We start from the raw sequence: 22624 nt of genomic DNA, 5'->3' as shown, positions 1-22624 counted from the left end.
GAATTCATCTCAACTCGGTGCGCCGCGGGCGAGCTTAGTCCGACCGGATCAACGCCGTGTCATATTCAGCAAGCACCTGAAAACGCCCAAAGGAGTGGAGTACCCTCGGTCGTTTTGCACGCTGGGCATCCGTTCGCACACGTTGCGTCACGACGTACGGGCGTACGAGAGTGACTCACCGTGACGGGTGAAAAGGCTCCCGGGGGCGAAACCTCCGCCGGGGTCAGACCCCCGCGATCCGCAGCGCCGCGTCGGCCGTGGCGCGGGCGAACTCGCCGACGGGGCGCTCCGGTTCGGAACGGTGGATCAGGATGACACTTTCGATCAGACCGAAGACCAGATCGGTCCGCAGCTCCAGCTCACCCTTGCCGAGCACCCCACCGGCGTCCGTCGCGGCGATCAACTGGCGGTAGGCGTCCTTGAGTTCGGAGCGCACGGCGCGAAAACCGGCGAACCGCTCGGCGCGCACCTCGGGCAGCAGGTAGAGCGCGCCGAGGTTGTGCGGCCCGGCGCACAGCAGCTCCACGTCGGCCCGGCACAGCGCCCGCAGCCGCTCCCCGGCCGGCGTCGCGTCGTCCGCGAGCAGCTCACGCGCGTACGCCAGGGACGGTGTGACGGTGGACTCCAGCAACTCGGCGAGCAGCTCCTCCTTGCCGGAGACGTAGTGGTACATCGACGCCTGCCGCATACCCGCCCGCTCGGCGACGGCCCGGGTGGTGGTGGCCGCGTAGCCGTGGGTGGTGAACAACTCGGCCGCGGCCACCAGCAGTTCGGCCCGCGGCTCCAGACCGCTGTCCGCCCGCTGCGCGACCCGCGGCCGGCCGACCCGGCGCCCACTGCTCGTCCCCATGCGTTCGATCCTCGCACACGCCGTCGCCCGGTGATCACGACGCGCGTCCGCGCCGCACCCCCGGTGAGCCCTCGGTAACCGGCCCGGAACGCGGCGGCAACGCCTCCGACCCGGCCCGCCCCTAATTTCTGTCGAGCGACAGAAATACCCGAGCCCAAGGAGCCGGAGGTCGGCGAGATGGCAACAGCGACCACGTACGGAGCCCGGGCGCATGCCCGTGCCCAGGAGGGCACCCGCGCCGCGGCCATGCCCGTCGTCCCGGCCGCACAGTGGCCGGACCCGCCCTGCGAGGCGGGCCACCTGGTGTGGGCCGAGACGGTGGCGGGCGGCAACTACACCCACCGGGTGCTGGCCCGCGGCACCGAGCTGCGCCTGACCGACCCGAGCGGCGACGCCTGCGCCCATCTGCTGCTGTACGTCGCCGACCGCCCCTGGGAGCGGCTGAACGTCGCCGACACGGTCAAGGTCCAGTGGAACGCCTACCTCGGCGAGGGCGTCCTGCTCCTCTCCGACCAGGGCCGGGTCCTCGCCTCCGTGGTCGCCGACACCTCCGGCCGGCACGACGCCCTGTGCGGCACCTCCACCCTGGTCCGCAACACCGACCGGTACGGCGACGGCACCCCGCAGTCGCCCTCCCCCGCCGGCCGTGAGCTGTTCAAGCTGGCGGCCGCCAAGAACGGACTGGAACCGCGCGACCTGCCGCCGTCCCTGTCGTTCTTCCAGGGCGTGGAGGTGCGCGAGGACGGCACGCTGGACTTCACCGGCTCGGCCGGCCCCGGCGGCAGCGTCACGCTCCGCGCCGAACAGGACCTGACCGTGCTGATCGCCAACGTCCCGCACCCGGTCGACCCGCGCCCCGACTACGTCAGCACCCCCCTGGAGGTCCTGGCCTGGCGCGCCGCGCCGACGGCCCCCGGAGACCCGCTCTGGGACGCCACCCCCGAAGGCCGCCGCGCCTTCCTCAACACCGCCGAATTCCTCGCCGCGAGGGGGCTCGCATGAGCACGCAGACGAGCACACGCACGCGGACCGCCGTCGTCCCGGCCCGCGCCGCCTGGTCCGCCGTGATCCCCGAGGGGGACACGCTCACCATCACCGACCTGCACGGCAACCAGGCCGTCGACTTCCTCGTCTACGACGCCCACGACACCGCCGTCCGCTACAGCGCGCCGGACACGATCCACGCCCAGGGCTCCCTCTTCCTCACCACCGGCAGCGTGCTCATGAGCAACGAGCACACCCCCCTGATGACCGTCGTCGCCGACGAGGTCGGCCGGCACGACACGGTCGGCGGCGCCTGCTCCAAGGAGTCCAACACCCTGCGCTACGGCCACCACACCTGGTCCCAGCACGCCTGCGTGGACAACTTCCTCGCGGAGGGCGCCCGGCACGGCCTCGGCAAACGCGACCTGGTCTCCAACATCAACTGGTACATGAACGTGCCCGTCGAGCAGGACGGCACCCTCGGCATCGTCGACGGCATCTCGGCCCCCGGCCTGAAGCTGACCCTGCGCGCCGAACGGGACGTGCTGGTCCTGGTCTCCAACTGCCCCCAGATCAACAACCCCTGCAACGGCTTCGACCCGACGGCCGTGGAGATGACGATCGCCGGAGCCGCGGGATGACCTTCGACACCCTGCTGGTCGCCAACCGCGGCGAGATCGCCGTCCGCATCATCCGCACCGCCCGTGAACTGGGCCTGCGCACGGTCGCGGTGTACTCCGACGCCGACCGCGCGGCACCCCACGTCCGCCTCGCCGACGAGGCGGTCCGGCTCGGCCCGGCGCCCGCGAAGGAGTCGTACCTCGACGCCGACCTGGTCCTGAAGGCGGCCAAGGACACCGGCGCGGGCGCGATCCACCCCGGCTACGGCTTCCTCTCCGAGGACGCCGGGTTCGCCAGGCGCTGCGAGGAGGCCGGGATCGTGTTCGTGGGCCCGGCCCCGGAGCAGCTGGAGCTGTTCGGCGCGAAGCACACGGCACGGGCGGCCGCCGAGGCCGCCGGGGTCCCGCTGGCCCCGGGCACCGGACTCCTCCCCGACCTGGCCGAGGCGCTCCGCGCGGCCGCCGCCATCGGCTATCCCGTCATGCTCAAGGCCACCGGCGGTGGCGGCGGCATCGGTATGTCGGCTTGTCGATCCGCCGACGAACTGACCGACGCCTGGGAGCGGGTGCAGCGCGTCGCCGCCGCCTCCTTCTCCTCCGCCGGGGTCTTCCTGGAGCGCCTGGTCGAGCACGCCCGCCATGTCGAGGTCCAGGTCTTCGGCGACGGCGCCGGCCGGGTCATCACCTTCGGCGACCGCGACTGCTCGCTCCAGCGCCGCAACCAGAAGGTGGTTGAGGAGGCCCCGGCCCCCGGCCTGCCCGACCACGTCCGCGGCCAACTGGCCACCGCCGCCCGCGAACTGTGCGCCTCGGTCGGCTACCGCTCCGCCGGCACGGTCGAGTTCGTGTACGACGCGGCCCGCGAGGAGGCCTACTTCCTGGAGGTCAACACCCGCCTCCAGGTGGAACACCCGGTCACCGAGGAGATCTACGGCGTCGACCTGGTCGCCTGGATGCTGCGCCTGGCGCGGGGCGAGACCGACGTCGTCCGCGACCCGGGCGCACCGCGCGGCCACGCCGTCGAGGCCCGCGTCTACGCCGAGGACCCCACCCGCGAACACCGGCCCAGCGCGGGCCTGCTGACCCGGGTGGAGTTCCCGCAGGACGTCCGCGTCGACGGCTGGGTGGAGACCGGCACCGAGGTCACGACGTCGTACGACCCGATGCTCGCGAAGGTCATCGCCTACGGCCCCGACCGCGCCGAGGCACTGCGCAGTCTCGACGAGGCGCTGGCCCGCACCCGGGTCGACGGCATCGAGACCAACCTCGGCCTGGTCCGCGCGGCCCTCGCCGAACCCGCCTTCCGCGCCGCCGCCCACTCCACGGCGACCCTCGCCGAGGTCACCGACCCCACCCCCCGCATCGAGGTGGTCGCCGGCGGCACGCTCACCACGGTCCAGGACTGGCCGGGCCGCACCGGCTACTGGCAGGTCGGCGTCCCCCCGTGCGGCCCGATGGACGACCGCTCCTTCCGCCTCGGCAACCGCGCCCTGGGCAACCCGGAGGGCGCCCCCGGCCTCGAATGCACCCTCCAGGGTCCGTCCCTGCGCTTCACCCACCCCACCACGGTCTGCGTCACCGGTGCCCCGGCCCCGGTGACCCTGGACGGCACCCCGGTCGCCCAGTGGGAGCCGGTGACGGTCCCGGCGGGCGGCCTGCTGGAGATCGGCGCCCCCTCCGCACACGGGCTGCGCACCTACGTTCTCTTCGCCGGCGGCGGCCTGGACGTCCCGCCCTTCCTGGGCAGCGCCAGCACCTTCACGCTCGGCCGGTTCGGCGGGCACGGCGGCCGGGCCCTGCGCACGGGCGACGTCCTGCACGGCGGAGCCGTCACGGGGGGCGAACCGGTAGCCGAACGCCCGGAGTTCACCTCCGTCTGGAACCTCGCGGCCGTCGAGGGCCCCCATGCCGCGCCGGAGTTCTTCACCGAGGACGACATCCGCGACTTCTACGCCGCCGAGTGGAAGGTGCACTTCAACTCGGCCCGCACCGGCGTCCGGCTGGTCGGCCCCAAGCCGCGCTGGGCCCGCACCGACGGCGGCGAGGCCGGCCTGCACCCGTCCAACATCCACGACACCCCGTACTCGGTCGGCGCCGTCGACTACACCGGCGACATGCCGGTCCTGCTCGGCCCCGACGGCCCCTCCCTGGGCGGCTTCGTCTGCCCGGCGACCGTCCTGAGCGGCGAACGCTGGAAGCTGGGCCAGCTCCGCCCCGGCGACACGGTCCGCTTCGCGCCGGTCGACATCACGGGCGCGCCCCGCCCCGAGATCGTCGACGGCGGCATCCTGGCCCGCGACGGCGATGTGACCTGTCGCCGCAGCGGCGACGACAACCTGCTGGTCGAGTTCGGCCCGATGCAGCTCGACCTGGCGCTCCGCATGCGCGTCCACGCACTGATGGAGGCGGTGACGGCGGCGGCCCTGCCCGGGGTCACCGACCTCACCCCCGGCATCCGCTCGCTCCAGATCCAGACGGACCCCCGTCTCCTCTCCCAGCCCGAACTCCTCGCCGCCGTACGGGACATCGTCACCGCGCTCCCGCCCACCGACGAACTCGTGGTCCCCTCCCGCACGGTCCATCTCCCCCTCTCCTGGGACGACCCGGCGACCCGCGAGGCGATCGCCCGCTACATGGCGGGGGTCCGCGACGACGCTCCCTGGTGCCCGTGGAACATCGAGTTCATCCGCCGGATCAACGGCCTGGACTCGGTCGAGGACGTCTACCGCACGGTCTTCGACGCGGAGTACCTGGTCCTCGGCCTGGGCGACGTCTACCTGGGCGCCCCGGTCGCCACCCCGCTCGACCCGCGCCACCGCCTGGTCACCACCAAGTACAACCCGGCCCGCACCTGGACCGCCGAGAACTCCGTCGGCATCGGCGGCGCCTACCTGTGCGTCTACGGCATGGAAGGACCGGGCGGCTACCAGTTCGTGGGCCGTACGACCCAGGTATGGTCGGGCTGGCAGCAGCGCGGCGCGTTCGAACCGGGCTCGCCGTGGCTGCTGCGCTTCTTCGACCGGATCAGGTGGTACCCGGTGTCGGCGGACGAACTCCTCGACCTGCGCGCCGACATCACCTCCGGCCGCTTCGTGCCCCGCATCGAGGAAGGCACCTTCTCCCTCGCCGCGTACCAGGACTTCCTCACCGAACACGCCGACGCCATAGCCGAGTTCAGGACGGGCCAGCAGGCGGCCTTCGGCGCGGAACGCGACGCGTGGGAGGCGGCGGGCGAGTTCGCGCGGGCGGACGCGGCCACGGCGCCCGCCGCCGCACCGGCCGAGGTGTCGATACCGCCGGGCGGCCGCCTGATCGAGGCCGAGTTCGCCGCCTCCGTCTGGCAGCTGAACGTACGCCCGGGCGACGAGGTGGCGTCCGGCCAGCCCCTCCTCGCCCTGGAGGCGATGAAGATGGAGTCCAGGGTGCACGCGCCGATGGCAGGCGTGGTGGCGGAGATCCTGGCAAGGCCCGGCGACCAGGTGGAGGCGGGGACGGCCCTGCTCGTCCTGGCGCCGGCCGCGAACTGACCGACAGGAGCAAGAGCATGTCCAGCACCGTCTCCCGTGTCCGTGCCGCCTACGCGCGCGTCGAAGCGGTCGACCGCCCCGAGATCTGGATCGACCTGCGCCCGCGGGAGGAGGTCGAGGCGGAGGCCCGCGCGATCGACGAACGGGTGGCCGCCGGCGAACGGCTCCCCCTCGCGGGCCGCCTGTTCGCCGCCAAGGGCAACATCGATGTGCACGGTCTGCCCACGACGGCGGGCTGCCCGGCCTACGCGTACGAACCGGAGGCCGACGCCCCGGTGGTGGCCCGGCTGCGCGCGGCCGGGGCGATCGCCCTCGGCACCACCAACCTCGACCAGTTCGCGACCGGCCTGGTCGGCACCCGCTCCCCGTACGGCGCGGTCCGCAACGCGATCGACCCGGCCAGGATCAGCGGCGGCTCCAGCTCCGGCTCGGCCGTCGCCGTGGCCCTGGGCATCGTCGACCTGGCCCTCGGCACGGACACCGCGGGCTCGGGCCGGGTCCCGGCCGCCTTCAACGGCATCGTCGGCCTGAAGCCGACCCGCGGCCTGGTGCCCACGGCCGGGGTGGTCCCGGCGTGCGCCTCGGTGGACTGTGTGACGGTGTTCGCCCGGACCCTTCCGGAGGCCGAGCAGGCCCTGTGGTATGTCACACAGCACCAGTGGCATGTCACACAGCACCCGGACCGCCCCCTCCCGCCCCTCCCCCAGCGACCCCCCGGCCCCTGGCGCATCGCCGTCCCACCGCTCGCCCAGCTCGGCGAGCTGGACGAGGGCTGGGCGGAGGCCTACGAGCAGGCAGTCGCCCGCCTGGCCGCTTCCGGCGCCACGATCCAGCCTCTGGACCTGACGCCCTTCACCGAGGCGGCGGCCATGCTCTACGAGGGCGCGTTCGTCGCCGAGCGCTACACAGCGGTGGGCGCCTTCATCGACAAGTCGATCTCATCGGGCGGCGAGGGCCTGGACCCCACGGTCGCGGGCATCATCACCCGGGCCCGTGACATCCCCGCGCACCGGCTCTTCACCGACCAGGACCGACTGGCGGCCCTCCGCACCCGCGCCCTGGCCGAACTGTCCGACGCGGACGCCCTGCTCCTCCCCACGACCCCCGGTCACCCCACCCTCGCCGAGGTCGCCGCCGACCCCCTGGGCGCCAACGCCCGCCTGGGCCGCTTCACCAACTCCACGAACCTCTTCGACCTGGCCGCGGTGGCGGTCCCGGCCGGCGAGGTGAACGGCCTCCCCTTCGGCGTCATGCTGATCGGCCCCGCCTTCACCGACGACCGCCTGACCACCATCGCCCGCGCCCTGGAACCCCGGGTGAGCCTCGCGGTCCTGGGCGCCCACCTGACGGGCCAGCCCCTCAACCCCCAGCTCCTCGCCCTGGGAGCGGTACTCGACCGCACGACGACCACGGCACCGACGTACCGCTTCTACGCCCTCGGGACGACCCCGCCGAAGCCGGGCCTGGTGCACGTGGACGAGGGCGGCGCCGCGATCGAGGCGGAGGTATGGAGCCTGCCGCCCGAAGGCCTGGGCCGCCTGCTCGCCGCACTCCCCCGCCCGATGACGCTGGGCAGCGTGGAGCTGGCAGACGGCACCAGCGTCCCCGGCTTCCTGTGCGAACCGAGCGCACTGACGGACGCCGAGGACATCACCCACCACGGAGGATGGCGAGCCTTCTTGAAAGAGGCCTAGGACGAGCGCCCCTTCAGGGGCGCGGGGCTGTATGCGATATGCGGCTACCGCCGCACGGGCGCGACCAGCCACACCCCACCCGCACCCGCCAACGAATCCGCTACCCCACCGACGAGTAGGCCACAACCCCCCGCAACACCAGATCAACCGCCTTCCGCGCAGACTTCGCCACGGTCGAGCCCTCCGCGGGAGAAGCCGCCGCGGACAGCTGCCCGAGCACATCGATCACCTGCTTGCACCAGCGCACGAAGTCACCGGCCGGCATCTCCGCCTCCCGCAGCACCTCGTCCAGCCCCATCCCGGAGGCCCACATGTAGGCGGCCCAGGCGAAGCCGAGGTCCGGCTCACGCTGCCCGACCCCCTCGGTCTGCGTGATCCGGAACTCCTCTTCCAGCGCGTCGAGCCGCCCCCAGATCCGGACCATCTCGCCGAGCGCGGCCTTGGCCTTCCCGGACGGCAGCTTCGGCACCATCGTGTCGTCCCCGACCCGGGCCTCGTACACCAGCGCCGAGACGCAGGCGGCGAGTTCGGCGGGGCCGAGGCCTTCCCAGACCCCCGCCCGCAGGCATTCACTCGCCAGCAGGTCCAGCTCGCCGTACAGCCGGGCCAGCCGCTTGCCGTGCTCGGTGACCTCGTCCCCGCGCAGGTAGTCCAGTTCGGTGAGCAGCGCCACGATCCGGTCGAAGGTGCGGGCGATGGTGTTGGTCCGCCCCTCGATGCGCCGCTCCAGCTGCGAGGTGTCCCGGATCAGCCGGTGGTACCGCTCGGCCCAGCGGGCGTGGTCCTCACGGTCGTTGCACCCGTGGCAGGGGTGCGCCCGGATGGCCGTGCGCAGCCGCGCGATCTCCCGGTCGTCCGCGGCCTGCGACCGCTTCTTGCGGGCGCGCTCCGGCGGGATGTGCCCGGCCTTGGTGCGCAGCGCGGACGCGAGGTCCCGACGGGACTGCGGGGAGCGGGGGTTGAAGGACTTGGGGATCCGCATCCGCTCCAGCGCCTCGACGGGCACCGGGAAATCGATCGAGGCCAGCCGCTTGACCTGCCGCTCGGCCGTCAGCACCAACGGGCGCGGCCCGTCGTGCTGTTCGAAGCCGCGGTGGCCGTTGGACCGACCGGCGGGCAGCCCGGGGTCGAGGACGAGGGCCAGGCCCGCGTACTTGCCCGTCGGGACATGGATGACGTCGCCCGGCTTGAGCTTCTCCAGTGCCACGGCCGCCTCGGCGCGCCGCTCGGCGACGCCCTGCCGGGCCAGTTCGGTCTCCCGGTCCTTCAGTTCGCGGCGCAGCCGGGCGTACTCCTCGAAGTCGCCCAGGTGGCAGGTCATGGACTCCTTGTAGCCGGCGAGTCCTTCCTCATTGCGCTGCACCTGCCGGGAGATCCCGACGACCGACTTGTCGGCCTGGAACTGCGCGAACGAGGTCTCCAGCAGTTCACGCGAGCGGTGCCGCCCGAACTGCTCGACCAGGTTGACCGCCATGTTGTACGACGGCTTGAAGCTGGACCGCAGCGGATACGTACGCGTGCCCGCGAGCCCGGCCAGGTGCTCGGGGCTCATCCCGCGCTGCCACAGCACCACGGCATGGCCCTCGACGTCGATGCCCCGCCGGCCCGCGCGGCCCGTCAGCTGGGTGTACTCACCGGGCGTGATGTCGGCGTGCTGCTCGCCGTTCCACTTGACGAGCTTCTCCAACACCACCGAACGTGCGGGCATGTTGATGCCGAGCGCGAGGGTCTCGGTGGCGAACACGGCCTTGACCAGGCCGCGGACGAAGAGTTCCTCGACGACTTCCTTGAAGGTGGGGAGCATGCCCGCGTGGTGGGCGGCGATCCCGCGCTCCAGGCCCTCCAGCCACTCGTAGTAGCCGAGGACGTGCAGGTCCTCCGGCGGGATGGACGAGGTGCGTTCCTCGACGAGGGCGCGCACCTTCTCCCGTGCCTCGTCGTCGTTGAGCCGCAGGCCCGCGTGCAGGCACTGCTGGACGGCGGCCTCGCAGGCGGCGCGGCTGAAGATGAAGGTGATGGCGGGCAGCAGGCCCTCGTTGTCGAGGCGTTCGATGACCTCGGGGCGGCCCGGGGTCCACACCCGGGAGCGCTGCCGGCGCTCCCGCTCCCGGTCGGCCTCGCGCATGGCGCGGCCGCGTCTGCGGTCCTGGAACGACGGACGCTGTGCCTCCATCCGGGCCAGCCGGGTGAGGTCGGGGTTGACGGCCTTCTTCTGGCCCTCGCCCTCCTCGAACAGGTCGTACATCCGGCGTCCGGCGAGCACGTGCTGGAACAGCGGGACGGGCCGGTGTTCGGAGACGATGACCTCGGTGTCGCCGCGGACGGTGTCGAGCCAGTCGCCGAACTCCTCGGCGTTGGAGACCGTGGCCGACAGGGACACCAGGGTCACGGACTCGGGGAGGTGGATGATCACCTCTTCCCAGACGGCGCCGCGGAAGCGGTCGGAGAGGTAGTGGACCTCGTCCATGACCACGTAGCCGAGGCCGATGAGGGTCTGGGAGCCCGCGTACAGCATGTTCCGCAGGACCTCGGTGGTCATGACGACCACGGCGGCGTCCGGGTTGATGCTGTTGTCGCCGGTGAGCAGGCCGACCATGCCGTCGCCGTAGCGGCGGCAGAGGTCGGCGTACTTCTGGTTCGACAGCGCCTTGATGGGTGTCGTGTAGAAGCACTTCTTGCCCTGCATGAGGGCGAGGTGGACGGCGAACTCGCCCACGATCGTCTTGCCGGAGCCGGTGGGGGCGGCCACCAGTACGCCCTTTCCGGCTTCGAGCGACTGGCAGGCCTCGATCTGGAAGGGGTCGAGGCCGAAGTCGTACATCTCGCGGAACGACGCGAGCGCGGTGGCCTGCTCGGCTGCCCGCTGGCGGGCCGCCGCATATCGCTCGGCCGGTGAGAGGTCCTCTGTCATCGTGCTTTCGAGCGTACCGGTCCCCACTGACAACAGGACGATCATTATCCGGAACATGGGACAACGGACGACGAAGAGGTGCCCGCGTCCTTGGACGCGGGCACCTCTCGGTGACTGTGGTGACCGGTCAGGTCACGTCGTCGTAGCCGTTGACCCGGTCCGGGCCGGCCTCGGGCAGCGCGCGGCTGGCGGAGACGGTCTCGACCTCGCCGACGTCCTCGGGCGTGAGATCGAGGTCGGAGGCCTCGTCGTCGTCGAGGCCGTCGTCGTCGCGGCGGCGCCTGCGGCGGTCGTTGAGGAGGGAGAACGCGACCGCGCCGAAGTACAGCACCCAGATCGGTCCGGCGAGCGCCAGCATGGAGAGCGGGTCGGTGCTCGGGGTGGCCACGGCCGCGAAGACCGTGATGCCGAGGATCATCGCCCGCCACCAGCCGAGCATGCGCCTGCCGGTGATGATGCCGGTGAGATTGAGCATCACCAGGAGCAGCGGCAGCTCGAAGGAGAGACCGAAGACGATCACCATGCGGGTGACCAGCTGCAGCAGGTCGTCGAGCGGCAGCAGGTTGGCGATGCTGCCGCTCGGGGTGAAGTCGATCAGCACCTTGGCGGTGGTGGGCAGCACCGCGTACGCGAAGTACGCGCCGCCGAGGAAGAGCGGGGCGCCGGTGAAGACGAACGCGTAGGCGTACTTCTTCTCGTTCCTGTGCAGACCCGGGGCGACGAAGGCCCACAGCTGGTACAGCCAGATCGGCGACGCGAAGACCACGCCTGCGGTCAGGGAGACCTGGAGGGCGAGCGTGAACGGGGCGAGCAGGCCGTCGATGGTGATCGTGGCGCACTTCTCGCTGCCACCCTGGCTGTTGATCTCCGAGAAGGTCTGGTGGCAACCGATCGAGTCGAGGATCGGCCTGGTCAGGAAGTTGATGATGTCGTTGTAGAAGAAGGCGGCGACCACCGTCACGATGACGATGGCCAGCATGGCCTTCGCGAGCCGGTTGCGGAGCTCACGAAGGTGATCCGCGAGAGGCATCCGCCCCTCGGGATCCTTCTCCTCTTTGCGGGCAGACTTGGGCAACCCACGTCCTCATCTCGTGCGGCAGGCCGGGGGCTACCGGCCTTGCGTCAGCGCTGGGTGGTGTCCGACGGCTCGTTGACCGGGCGGGAGCTGGTCACGTCGCCGGGGGCCGCCTGAATGGTGCGCTGGGCCTGGGACTGCTCGCCGGAGGCGGGCGCCTGGGCGGAGCTGGTGGTGTTGCCCTCTTCCTTCATCGCCTTGGCCTCGCTCTTGAGGATGCGCGCGGACTTGCCGAGCGAGCGGGCCATGTCCGGAAGCTTCTTCGCGCCGAACAGCAGGATGACGACGACAAGGATGAGAATGATCTCGGGGGCTCCGAGCCTTCCGAACATAAGTCTTTACCTTCTCACCGAGGCGGCTGGGTGGGGTGCTGTCCGATCCGTCGGACATACGTCCGAGTGATCGTGCTGTCAGCGATCGTAACGCTCAGGGGTAAACGTGAGGCAATCCCCGTGCGTACTCCCGGTCCGCGGTACGGGCCTCGTTCTCCGTGCCGCGAGCAGCAGCGTACCTTTCCCTGCGGGCACCGTGACAGGGCGAAGTGACGCAAACCGCTTATGGCCCACTACTCACATCGCTTCCACAGCGGGCGTCACAGTGCGTCGACAGTGCGGGCGGCGCTCTCGGCGGCCCGCTCCAGGTCCTCGGCGGCGCGGCTGATGCGCCGGGCCGAGTCCGTGACCTGCGCTCCCAGCTGTCGCGCCGCCAGGAAGACCCGGACGGCGAGCACGCCGAGCACGGCGAGACCCACGAAACCCACAGCTACCGCGACCATCGCCCAGAACATGCGCCGAGCCTAGACGGTGGGGTGCAGCCGCAGTGTCCTGACCCCGCCGCCGGTGAGCAGTTCCACGATCCGCTCGCCGGCGGGCTTGCGGACGGCGGCCCCGCAGTCGGGGCAGGTGAAGGAGTAGAACGTCGTCTTGCTGGTGGCTCCGATGGCCAGGCGCAGGGCGCTCGCGGTGAGCTCGAAGCTGCCCCGGCAGTCCGGGCAGCCGGCTCTGAACACCACGGGGACCACTCTTCTCATCCCGGCGAAGGCGGCCGCGACCGTCATCTCCCGCGCTCCCGCGACACCGGAACCCGAAGCCTCGTCCAGAATCCCCGAAGACTCGTTCAAATCCCTCGCCCCTGCCCTTCCTCGTCGCCGTGCCCAACGTGGTCGTACGCCGCCAGTGCCTCGCGGGCCGCCCGGCGGGCGCTGTCGGCCAGCTCGGGCGGTGACACGATCCGGCCGTCGCCGCCGAGCCTGAGCGCCAGCCGGCGCAGGGAGGCCGGATCGGGGGTGCGCAGGGTAATACGCAGTCCGCCGTCGGGAAGCTCATCCGCGCTGTCGTGCGGGTAGTACTCGGCGACCCAGCGGCCGCCCGGGCCGACCTCGACGACCACCTCGGGGTCCTCCGCGGCGGGCTGCACCAGGGCTTCGGACAGGTCGCGCAGCTCGATCTCCGGGGGCGCGGACGGCTCGTCCAGGATCTTGATCTCGGCCACCCGGTCGAGCCGGAAGGTACGCCGGGCCTCGGAGCGCCGGCACCAGGCCTCGACATAGGTGTGGCCGACGCTGACCAGGCGGATCGGGTCGATCTCGCGCTCGGTGACCTCGTCGCGGGCCGGTGAGTAGTAGCGGATCCACAGCCGGCGGCGCTCGGCGATGGCCCGGTCGACGTCGGCGAAGACGCCGCCCTCGGACTCGAAGGTCACCGAGAGGCGGGCACTGGCGTCGCCCGCCTCGCCGGCCGCGGCCTCCACCTTGGCGGTGGCCCGCAGCAGCGCCTGCCGGTCGCCCTCGCGCAGTCCGGGCAGGGTGGCCACGGCGCGGGCGGCGACCAGGAGCGCGGTCGCCTCGTCGGCGGCGAGCCGGAGCGGTTCGGCGGCCTCCTCGCCGAGCGCGGCCGCGTTGTGCCACCAGATCCGCTCGCCGTCGGTGTCGATGTCCAGCAGGTCGCCGCCCCGGAAGCTGGTGCCGCACATGGGCAGCACGTCCAGGTCGGAGACCAGCTCGTCCTCGGTGATGCCGAAGGCGCGGGCGACGTCCGCGATCCGGGCGCCGGGGCGCTCGCGCAGATAGGTCACCAGGGAGAGCATCCGTCGGGTCTGGTCGATGGCGTTCACGGGCCTGACCGGTTTGCCTGCCACTGTCTTGCTCCGCTCCCCCTCAGCCCTTGGCCACGGCACGCAGCCGGTCCACCACGTCCGCACGCAGCTCGGCCGGCTCCAGCACCACCGCGTCCGGTCCGAACTCCACCAGCCAGGCGTCCAGCCCGTGCCCGTACGGAATCTCCAACTCGTCCCAGCCGTCTCCGAGTTCCCGGACCGCGGTGGCCTTCGCCCGAAGGGGGTAGCCGGACCCGGAACGGAGCCGGATCAGCGCGGAGCGGTCGGCGATCTCGCCGGCCCAGCTCGCGACGGTCTCGCGCACGGTGACGACGTCCGGGACCGGAGCGGTGAAGCCGGTGCCCCGGGAGCGGACCTTGCCGGTGATCCGGGAGAGCCGGAACACCCGCTCGGCACCGCGGTCGCGGTCCCAGCCCGCCAGGTACCAGTGGCCGCGCCAGCACTCCAGGGCCCAGGGTTCGACATGCCGGGTCTCGGGGTGGGCGGCGGTGGCCTTGCGGTAGTCGAAGACGACCGGGCGGCGGTCGCGGCAGGCCAGCATCAGCGGTTCGAACGCGGCCTCGTGCACGGGGATCCGCGGCTCCAGGGCGCCATGGGCCTCGTACGGGTCGACGTCCTCGGGGAGCCCGGCCGCGCGCAGCTTCTGCAGCGCGCCGCTGGCCGCGCCGGCGAGCCGGGCCTGCTGCCAGACCTTGGCGGCCAGCCCCAGGGCGGCGGCCTCCTCGGCGTCGAGGGTGATGGGCGGGAGGCGGTTGCTGTCGCGGCGGGCGAGGTAGCCGACCTCGCCGTCCAGGTTCTCGACGGTCTCGATCACCAGTCCGAGCTCGCGCAGATCGTCCTTGTCGCGCTCGAACATCCGGTTGAAGGAGTCGTCCGACCCCGCTTCCAGGTAGGCCTCAATGGATTCCCGCAGCTCACGCTTGCTGAGCGGCCGCCGCGTTCCCAGCAGGCACAGCGCCAGGTTCATCAGCCGCTCGGCCTTGGCAATGGCCATCGACGCCCTTCGCCTTCCCTATGGTGCTTCTGACCGATGACCGTACCGCTCCGGAGTGTCACGGCAAAAGCCAGTGCCACCATTGAGGACCGAAACGGACAGGCCACGACAGACGACGAGGGCCCGCGCACACGGCACGGGCCCTCGTCCAGCCGGTTTCCGACCGGGACCGGTCAGCGCCGCACGGGCGCCGGCCAGGGACGGGGATCAGACCCCGAGCAGGTCCACGACGAAGATCAGCGTCTCGCCGGCCTGGATCGCCGGGGTCGGGCTCTGGTTGCCGTAGGCGAGGTGGGCCGGGATGGTCAGCTGGCGACGGCCGCCGACCTTCATGCCCTGCACGCCCTGGTCCCAGCCCTTGATGACCCGGCCGCCGCCCAGCGGGAAGCGGAACGGCGTACCGCGGTTCCAGCTGGCGTCGAACTCCTCACCGGTGCTGAACGCGACACCCACGTAGTGCACGGTGACGGTCTGGCCCGCCTGGGCCACCTCGCCCTCGCCCTCCCAGATGTCCTTGATCTCCAGGTCGGCCGGGGGCTCGCCGCCGGGGAAGTCGATCTCGGGCTTGTCGATGCTCACGTCTCTGGCTCCTGCTTGTGTACGACACGGAACCCGGACAGTCTTTCATCCCCGCCCGGCCGATGCCCGCGCGACTACATCGCCGCCAGGATGTCCACCGAGAACACCAGCGTCGACCCCTTCTTCACCACACCACCGCTCGGCGGGTTGTTCCCATAGGCGAGGTCCGGCGGTACGACGATCAGCACCCGGCTGCCCACCTTCTTGCCGGTGATCCCCTGCGCCAGCCCCTTCACGACCTCCTGCATCTGCTCCACCGAGAACTGGCTCAGCCGCCCGGTCGAGTACGTCTGCTCGAAGGTCTTGCCGCCGTCCCAGACCACGCCCTCGAACTGGCACAGGATCGTCTGCGCGGCCTGGACCTCCGCGCCGTCGCCCTCCAGGACGTAGTTCGACACCAGCTTCTTCGGCGGGTCGGCCTTGGGGATGTCGATCGACGGGGCCTTGCCGTCCGTGTTCGTCCCCACCTTGGGCAGCGCGGCGTCGCTCTGCGCGACCTCCTTGCCGGTGCTGGAGCTCTTCGAGTTGAAGGAGTCCAGCACGTCCACCACGAACACCAGCGTGTCGGTGCCCTTGATACCCGCCTGGGAGTTGCCCGAGGTGCCGTAACCCCAGGTCGGGGGCACCGCCATCAGGACCCGGCTGCCCACCTTCCTGCCCGCCAGCGCGTACCGCCAGCCGTCGATGATGCTGCCCTGGGCGAGCTGCATCACCAGCGGGGAACGGTCGTAGGACTGGTCGAAGACCTTCGCCGTGGACCAGATCTGCCCCAGGTAGTTGGCCTGGATGAAGTCGTTCTCGGCGACCGGCTTGCCGCTGCCCGCGATCACCGTCTTGACCGCGAGGTTCTTCGACGGGTCCCCGGTGCCCTTGGCCACGGTCGGCTTCTCGTCGAACTTGGTGCCCGCCGTGATGGCCGGCAGCGGCCCGTCCACGATCTTCGGCGGCGGTACCGAGGAGGCCGAGGCCGACGGTGCCGCGCTGGCCTTGCTGGAGGCGGACTTGTCGTCACCACACGCGGCGAGCGTGACCAGTCCAACGGGAACGGCGGCAAGGAGAACAGAGCGTCGGCGCACGGAAGAGCCTCGTAATCGGTCGATCTTGCGGATGGCGTGCGCGCAACTCTACGGCGTGACAAGGGCGCCGTACGGGAAAGTACGGCGCCCGTGTGGCGTCTGTGGAGTGCGCCCGCCTACCGCGTCACATACCGGCGATGAGCTTCTCCACCCGGTCGTCCACCGAACGGAACGGGTCCTTGCACAACACGGTCCGCTGTGCCTGGTCGTTGAGCTTGAGATGCACCCAGTCGACCGTGAAGTCCCGCCGCTGTTCCTGGGCCCGCCGGATGAAGTCACCGCGCAAACGCGCCCGAGTCGTCTGCGGCGGCACCGACTTGCCCTCGAAGATCTTCAAGTCATTGCAGATCCGCGCGGCTTGCCCCTTCTTCTCCAGCAGGTAATACAGACCTCGACGACGGTGAATGTCGTGATAAGCGAGGTCTATCTGCGCCACGCGCGGATGCGACATGGTCATGTTGTGCTTGGCCCGGTACCGCTCGATGAGCTGGTACTTCATGACCCAGTCGATCTCGGTGCCGATCCGGTCCAGGTCCTCCGCCTCGATGGCGTCCAGGGTCCGGCCCCACAGCTCCAGCACCTGCTCGACCGTGCCGGTGCGGATGCCGCGCCGCTCGCAGAAGTCCACGGCCTTCTCGTAGTACTCCCGCTGTACCTCCAGCGCCGAGGCCTCGCGGCCACTGGCGAGGCGCACCTTGCGCCGGCCCGTGATGTCGTGGCTGACCTCGCGGATCGCCCGGATCGGGTTCTCCAGGGTCAGGTCCCGCATCACCGTGCCCGCCTCGATCATGCGCAGCACGAGGTCGGTGGCACCGACCTTCAGCAGCATCGTCGTCTCGGACATGTTCGAGTCGCCCACGATGACGTGCAGCCGGCGGTAGCGCTCGGCGTCGGCGTGCGGCTCGTCGCGCGTGTTGATGATCGGCCGGGAGCGCGTCGTCGCCGAGGACACGCCCTCCCAGATGTGCTCCGCCCGCTGGCTCACGCAGTACACCGCACCGCGCGGCGTCTGCAGCACCTTGCCCGCGCCGCACAGCAGCTGGCGGGTCACCAGGAACGGAATGAGGATGTCCGCGAGCCGGGAGAACTCCCCGTGCCGCGCCACCAGATAGTTCTCGTGGCAACCATAGGAGTTGCCCGCCGAGTCGGTGTTGTTCTTGAAAAGGTAGACGTCGCCCGCGATTCCTTCCTCATGCAGGCGTCGTTCGGCGTCCACCAACAGCCCTTCGAGAATGCGCTCGCCGGCCTTGTCGTGGGTGACCAGTTCGGTCACGTTGTCACATTCGGGTGTCGCGTATTCCGGATGTGAGCCCACGTCGAGATAGAGCCGGGCGCCGTTCCGCAGAAAGACATTGCTGCTACGGCCCCATGACACGACACGGCGGAAGAGGTACCGCGCCACCTCGTCAGGCGACAGGCGGCGCTGTCCCCTGAACGTGCACGTGACGCCGTACTCGTTCTCCAGCCCGAAAATGCGGCGGTCCATGACTGAACATTACGCCCGATCCCCTGAGCTGAAACGGGGTTCGGCAGCACGATTTGGATCATTTTCCGAACCGGTCGCAACCACCGCACCCCCACCGGGAGCTGCGAGGACCCGTCGCGTGACCACCAGGACCAGCAAGGACACACCCCCCGCCACCGCCGGCACCGCGAAGCCCCAGAGCGCCCCGCCCGCCTCGACGACCGGGCCCGCCAGGCCCGTTCCGACCGACGCCCCCACTGTGAACGTCGTCACAAGCCAGGAGAACGCCTCGGTGACCGTCCCCCGCGGCGCGTGCCGGTCCACCAGCACGAACGCACAGGCGATGGCCGGCGCCAGGAACACTCCGGCCAGCACGGTGAGCAACACCATGGCCAACGCATCCGGCATCAGCATCAGCGGCAGATAACAGACCGCCAGAAGCGCCACCAGCACCCGCAGTCGCCGCCCCGGCTCCCCCGACCACCGCCGCGCCCCGTAGACGGATCCCCCGAACAGCGCCCCGAGCCCCAGGGCGGCCATCAGCCAGCCGTACACCGCGTCCCCGCCGTGCTCGTCCGCGTACGGCACCGACGCCACCGTGATGGAGCCCAGCGCGATCCCCACGAACAGGAACGCGCCCAGCAGCGCCAGCAGCCCGGGCGAGCGCAGCGCGCCCAGCCAGTGCGCCTCGCGCGGCGCCGAGCGCCACGCGCGCGAGGGCGGCGAGAGCACGACGGAGAGGGCCCCGAGCACGCCCACCGCGTTCACCACGAGCAGCGCCGCCTGCGCGGACCACAGCGACACGCACAGCGTCACCAGCAACGGGCCCACGGTGAACATCACTTCCTGCGCCACCGCGTCCATCGCGTACGCCGTGTGCACCCGCTCCCCGTCACCGAGCACGCTCGGCCACAGCGCCCGCAGCCCGCCCTCCAGCGGCGGGGTGAAGAGCCCGGCCGCCGCCACGGATGCGTAGGCGAGCGGCAGCGTCCCGGTGCCGGCGAACGCGAAGACGGCCATCGCGAGGGCCGAGGCGAGCGCCGCGGGCAGCTGGACACGCGGCTGCCCGCGCAGATCGACCAGCCGCCCCAGCACCGGCTGGCCGACCGCGTTGGCCACCCCGTACACCGCCGCGAGCGCCCCCGCCAGGCTGTACGTACCGCCCTCCGCGCGCACGAACAGCACGATCGCGATCGCCGCGGTCGCGTTCGGCAACCGGCCCACCAGCGTCCCGGTCAGCAGCCGGGCCGCATGTCTCGCCCTGAGGATCTCCAGGTACCCCGCGGCCATGACCTGCCTCCAAGTTTTACGTATAACCCCTTCTCCCATACGTACCATGTGCCCTGTTCACACGTCCAGACGAAGGAGCGCACCCCCGGTGGCACGCAGCAGCACGCGCCCGACGAGCCGCGACGTCGCCCAGGCCGCCGGCGTCTCCCAGGCCGCCGTGTCGCTCGTCCTCGGCGACAAGTGGCGCGGCCGGGTCTCGGAGACCACCGCCGCCCGCGTCCGCGACGCCGCGCGCGACCTCGGCTACCGCCCCAACCTCGCCGCCCGCAACCTCCGCCTCGGCCACACCCGCACCGTGCTCCTCGTCGTCCCCGCGCTGACCACCGAGTTCTTCGCCGGCGTCTACACCGGCGCCGCCCGTGTGGCCGCCGAGAACGGCTTCGGCGTCGTCCTCTACCCCTCCCCCGAGGGCATCGGCCCGGCCCGCGACCCCTTCGCCTCCGCCCAGGCCGCCCTGGACGGCGTCATCGCCTCCTCCATGGCCGCCGACGCCCTCAGCGCCATCCGCGGCGACCAGCTCCCCCTCGTCATGCTCGACAGCGACCCCGAGGGCAGCCTGGGCGCCGCCACCGTCAACCTGGACATCGCCGACGGCGTACGGCAGGTCGCCGAACACCTGCTCGACCTGGGCCACCGGCGCTTCCTGCACATCGCGGCGGACGTGGCGTCCTGGACCTTCGAGGTACGCGCCCGGGAGCTGGCCGCGCGGACGGCGGGGACGCCCGGCACCTCGGTCCGCACGGTCCGCGCCCCCATCTCCATCGACGGCGCCGTCACCGCCGCCGAGGCCGCCCTCGCCGGCCCCGGCCCCCGGCCCACCGCCCTCGTCTGCGACGACGACAAGCTCGCCGCGGGCGCCTACAAGGCCGTACGCCGACTCGGCCTGCGTGTCCCCGACGACATCTCCGTCACCGGCCTCGACGACCTCGCCCTCGCCACCGCCATCGATCCCGAGCTCACGACCGTGCGCCTGGACGCGGAACTCTTCGGCGAACGCGGTATGCGGGCCCTCCTGGCCGTCCTGGAGGGCCGGGAACCGGAGAGCGGGGACATCCCGGTCGAACTGGTCGTGCGGGGCTCCACGGCGCCACCACGGCCCTCCTGACCCCACAGGAAACCCACACCGCGGGCAAACGCCCGCGCCCCGCCCGGTGGTCACCGGACGGGGCGCGCGGAGCGGGACTGATCGGAACCTGCCAGGACTGCTGCGGAGCGCTACTCGACGTCTCCGCCGGACTCCTCGGCTTCGGCCTCGGCCTCGGCGACCGTGGTCGCGCCGTCGGCCTCCAGCAGCCGGCCGAGCTGCGGGCCCACGATCCGCTTGAACTTGCGCTGCTGCGGACGGGTACGGTCCAGCACCGCGACCTCCAGGCGCTCCGCGGGAATGTCACGCTGAGTGCCGTTCGACTCCCGGGACAGCGCCGTCACCGCCAGCTTCAGGGCCTCGGCGAGGGTCATGCCGTCCCGGTGCTCGCGGTCCAGATAGGTGCTGATCTGCTCCGCGTTGCCGCCGACCGCGACCGAGCCGTGCTCGTCCACGATCGAGCCGTCGTGCGGCAGGCGGTAGATCTGGTCGCCCTCCAGGGTCTCCCCCACCTCGGCCACCACCAGTTCCACCTCGTACGGCTTCTCGGCCGAGCTGGAGAAGATCGTGCCCAGGGTCTGCGCGTACACGTTGGCAAGACCGCGCGCCGTCACATCGTCACGGTCATAGGTGTATCCACGGAGATCGGCGTACCGCACACCGCCGATCCGCAGATTCTCGTACTCGTTGTACTTGCCGGCGGCGGCGAAGCCGATCCGGTCGTAGATCTCGCTGAACTTGTGCAGCGCGCGGGACGGGTTCTCGCCGACGAACACGATGCCGTCGGCGTACTGGAGCACAACCAGGCTGCGGCCTCGCGCGATGCCCTTGCGGGCGTACTCGGCACGGTCCGCCATGGCCTGCTGGGGTGAGACATAGAACGGCGTCGACACCGGTATCCGTCCCCTTCCTTAGGGTTCCGTCGAAGTCACTGGGATCACCTTCACAACAAGCGCCGAGCGCCTCAGAGCAGCGCCGCGCGCGGTCCGTCCGGCTCCTCCAGACGGCGCGCCAGCACCGCGCGGGCGAGTTCGGACGCCTCGTCCTCGGTGAGCCGACGGAAACCGGCCTCGGTGATCACGGTGATGATCGGGTAGATCCGGCGGGCGACATCGGGACCACCCGTCGCCGAGTCGTCGTCAGCCGCGTCGTAGAGGGCCTGCACCACCAGTGTGGTCGCCTGCTCCTCGGTCAGGTCGTCGCGGAACAGCTTCTTCATCGCACCCCGCGCGAAGATCGAGCCGGAGCCCGTCGACGCGAAGTTGTGCTCCTCGGAACGGCCGCCCGTCACGTCGTACGAGAAGATCCGCCCCTTGGCCCGGTCCACGTCGAAACCGGCGAACAGCGGCACGACCGCGAGCCCCTGCATCGCCATGCCCAGGTTCGAGCGGATCATCGTCGACAGCCGGTTCGCCTTGCCCTCCAGCGACAGCTGGGCGCCCTCGACCTTCTCGAAGTGCTCCAGTTCCAGCTGGAAGAGCTTCACCATCTCCACGGCGAGACCGGCGGTGCCGGCGATGCCGACAGCCGAGTACTCGTCGGCCGGGAACACCTTCTCGATGTCGCGCTGGGCGATCACGTTCCCCATCGTCGCCCGGCGGTCACCGGCCAGCACCACGCCCCCGGGGAAGGTCACCGCCACGATCGTCGTCCCGTGCGGCGCCTCGATCACCCCCTGCGTGGGCGGCAACTGGCGCCTGCCGGGCAGCAACTCCGGCTGGTGCTCACCCAGAAAGTCCATGAAAGAGGAGGACCCAGGCGTCAGGAAGGCAGCCGGCAGACGCCCGGTGCTACGAGTGTTGGCTTCCACAAGTTTCCTTCCAGGTAAGCAGCGGTTCGGCGCGCGGCGGCGGACTGGTCCCTCGAAGTGCCGATGGCCGAATTGCAGTTGAAGCTCAGTACGCCTCGGACCCTACCCGTCTTGTGGCGGTGATCCACATGAACGGGCGGGGTATCGAGGCAGATCGCGCGGAGTCCGTACGGGGAGGCGACCCATCGCGTCGCGCTCGGCTTCGGTGCTTCCTGGCAGCGCCCGTGGAACCCGGCCACGCCGGAAGAGCCTTCCGGCGGGCCGAGCACGTTCCCCCCGCTGTTCACGGGTGTGGGCTACTGTCCACCCTTCTGAACGAACGAGCGAACGAAGTCCTCCGCGTTCTCCTCCAGGACGTCATCGATCTCGTCCAGGACCGAGTCCACGTCATCGCTCAGCTTCTCGTGCCGCTCCTTGAGGTCCTCCGAAGCCTGCGACTCCGCCGCCTGCTCCTCGACCTCCTCGGTGGAGCGCGTGGCCTTCTGCTGTCCGCCGCCGGTGTCCTTGGTTGCCATAACCCTCACCCCGCTCAGTTCGCCCGACATGGTCG

Annotated in this window: 21 protein-coding genes; 5 read left to right on the top strand and 16 right to left on the bottom strand. The window is 71.1% G+C overall.

Annotated features, from left to right (window positions below):
* Positions 1–223: 223 nt before the first annotated feature.
* Positions 224–850, bottom strand: coding sequence for a TetR/AcrR family transcriptional regulator (locus ACGFZS_RS28680; RefSeq protein WP_393797537.1), 627 nt, complete (start codon positions 848–850; stop codon positions 224–226).
* A gap of 177 nt (positions 851–1027) precedes the next feature.
* On the opposite strand from ACGFZS_RS28680, the gene ACGFZS_RS28675 reads away from it, so the two are divergent.
* From ACGFZS_RS28675 to atzF, 4 genes are read left to right on the top strand one after another with little or no spacing between them, the layout of a single operon-like run.
* Entirely contained in the window at positions 1028–1852 is an 825-nt protein-coding gene (locus tag ACGFZS_RS28675; RefSeq protein ID WP_393797536.1) for an urea amidolyase associated protein UAAP1, read from the top strand.
* Positions 1849–2475: an urea amidolyase associated protein UAAP2 gene (locus ACGFZS_RS28670; RefSeq protein WP_393797535.1), complete on the top strand. Its 627-nt coding sequence runs from the start codon at positions 1849–1851 to the stop codon at positions 2473–2475. Before ACGFZS_RS28675 ends, ACGFZS_RS28670 begins: the two co-directional genes overlap by 4 nt.
* Positions 2472–5981: a 5-oxoprolinase/urea amidolyase family protein gene (locus ACGFZS_RS28665; protein ID WP_393797534.1), complete on the top strand. Its 3510-nt coding sequence runs from the start codon at positions 2472–2474 to the stop codon at positions 5979–5981. The genes ACGFZS_RS28670 and ACGFZS_RS28665 overlap by 4 nt, the downstream gene beginning before the upstream one ends.
* 17 nt (positions 5982–5998) lie before the next feature.
* The gene (gene atzF / locus ACGFZS_RS28660; RefSeq protein WP_393797533.1) at positions 5999–7675 is read left to right on the top strand and encodes an allophanate hydrolase; all 1677 of its coding nucleotides are present in this window, start codon (positions 5999–6001) and stop codon (positions 7673–7675) included.
* Between the two features lie 100 nt (positions 7676–7775).
* On the opposite strand, the gene ACGFZS_RS28655 is transcribed toward atzF, so the two are convergent.
* The 11 genes from ACGFZS_RS28655 to ACGFZS_RS28605 all read right to left on the bottom strand — a co-directional run bounded on the left by ACGFZS_RS28655 (position 7776) and on the right by ACGFZS_RS28605 (position 19180).
* Positions 7776–10631: a DEAD/DEAH box helicase gene (locus ACGFZS_RS28655; protein ID WP_393797532.1), complete on the bottom strand. Its 2856-nt coding sequence runs from the start codon at positions 10629–10631 to the stop codon at positions 7776–7778.
* Between the two features lie 82 nt (positions 10632–10713).
* A complete protein-coding gene (tatC, locus tag ACGFZS_RS28650; RefSeq protein WP_393797531.1) occupies positions 10714–11661 on the bottom strand; it encodes a twin-arginine translocase subunit TatC in 948 nt (315 codons plus the stop codon).
* A 47-nt stretch (positions 11662–11708) separates the two neighbouring features.
* Complete coding sequence (gene tatA, locus ACGFZS_RS28645; RefSeq protein ID WP_359209313.1) at positions 11709–11993, bottom strand: Sec-independent protein translocase subunit TatA; 285 nt, start codon at positions 11991–11993, stop codon at positions 11709–11711.
* Positions 11994–12253: 260 nt separating this feature from the next.
* On the bottom strand, positions 12254–12448 hold the full coding sequence (locus ACGFZS_RS28640) for a hypothetical protein (protein ID WP_355726726.1): 195 nt from the start codon (positions 12446–12448) through the stop codon (positions 12254–12256).
* Between the two features lie 9 nt (positions 12449–12457).
* Complete coding sequence (locus ACGFZS_RS28635; protein ID WP_351490293.1) at positions 12458–12718, bottom strand: hypothetical protein; 261 nt, start codon at positions 12716–12718, stop codon at positions 12458–12460.
* A gap of 59 nt (positions 12719–12777) precedes the next feature.
* Positions 12778–13797 carry a helix-turn-helix transcriptional regulator gene (locus ACGFZS_RS28630; RefSeq protein WP_393797530.1) on the bottom strand — a complete coding sequence of 340 codons (1020 nt, stop codon included), beginning with the start codon at positions 13795–13797 and terminating at the stop codon, positions 12778–12780.
* Between the two features lie 19 nt (positions 13798–13816).
* Positions 13817–14770, bottom strand: coding sequence for a WYL domain-containing protein (locus ACGFZS_RS28625; RefSeq protein WP_365685455.1), 954 nt, complete (start codon positions 14768–14770; stop codon positions 13817–13819).
* A 207-nt stretch (positions 14771–14977) separates the two neighbouring features.
* A complete protein-coding gene (locus ACGFZS_RS28620) occupies positions 14978–15349 on the bottom strand; it encodes an FKBP-type peptidyl-prolyl cis-trans isomerase (protein ID WP_365685458.1) in 372 nt (123 codons plus the stop codon).
* 74 nt (positions 15350–15423) lie between these two features.
* Positions 15424–16425 carry an FKBP-type peptidyl-prolyl cis-trans isomerase gene (locus ACGFZS_RS28615; protein WP_393797529.1) on the bottom strand — a complete coding sequence of 334 codons (1002 nt, stop codon included), beginning with the start codon at positions 16423–16425 and terminating at the stop codon, positions 15424–15426.
* 124 nt (positions 16426–16549) lie between these two features.
* Positions 16550–17911, bottom strand: coding sequence for a Pup--protein ligase (gene pafA / locus ACGFZS_RS28610; RefSeq protein ID WP_067429457.1), 1362 nt, complete (start codon positions 17909–17911; stop codon positions 16550–16552).
* A 9-nt stretch (positions 17912–17920) separates the two neighbouring features.
* Complete coding sequence (locus tag ACGFZS_RS28605; protein ID WP_393797528.1) at positions 17921–19180, bottom strand: MFS transporter; 1260 nt, start codon at positions 19178–19180, stop codon at positions 17921–17923.
* 88 nt (positions 19181–19268) lie between these two features.
* On the opposite strand from ACGFZS_RS28605, the gene ACGFZS_RS28600 reads away from it, so the two are divergent.
* Entirely contained in the window at positions 19269–20285 is a 1017-nt protein-coding gene (locus ACGFZS_RS28600) for a LacI family DNA-binding transcriptional regulator (RefSeq protein WP_393797527.1), read from the top strand.
* A gap of 110 nt (positions 20286–20395) precedes the next feature.
* Here ACGFZS_RS28600 and prcA read toward each other — a convergent pair whose 3' ends face one another.
* The 4 genes from prcA to ACGFZS_RS28580 all read right to left on the bottom strand — a co-directional run bounded on the left by prcA (position 20396) and on the right by ACGFZS_RS28580 (position 22589).
* The gene (prcA, locus tag ACGFZS_RS28595) at positions 20396–21157 is read right to left on the bottom strand and encodes a proteasome subunit alpha (RefSeq protein WP_393797526.1); all 762 of its coding nucleotides are present in this window, start codon (positions 21155–21157) and stop codon (positions 20396–20398) included.
* Between the two features lie 71 nt (positions 21158–21228).
* Positions 21229–22074 (bottom strand): proteasome subunit beta, encoded by an 846-nt coding sequence (prcB, locus tag ACGFZS_RS28590; protein WP_393797525.1) that lies wholly within the window; start codon positions 22072–22074, stop codon positions 21229–21231.
* Positions 22026–22202, bottom strand: a complete 177-nt coding sequence (locus ACGFZS_RS28585) for an endonuclease domain-containing protein (protein WP_393797735.1) — start codon at positions 22200–22202, stop codon at positions 22026–22028. Before ACGFZS_RS28585 ends, prcB begins: the two co-directional genes overlap by 49 nt.
* Before the next feature lie 168 nt (positions 22203–22370).
* The gene (locus ACGFZS_RS28580) at positions 22371–22589 is read right to left on the bottom strand and encodes a ubiquitin-like protein Pup (RefSeq protein WP_155057540.1); all 219 of its coding nucleotides are present in this window, start codon (positions 22587–22589) and stop codon (positions 22371–22373) included.
* Positions 22590–22624: the final 35 nt, after the last annotated feature.

The organism is Streptomyces sp. NPDC048288 (assembly GCF_043201555.1).
Lineage (GTDB): Bacteria > Actinomycetota > Actinomycetes > Streptomycetales > Streptomycetaceae > Streptomyces.
This window is presented reverse-complemented; position numbering and strand designations above follow the sequence as displayed.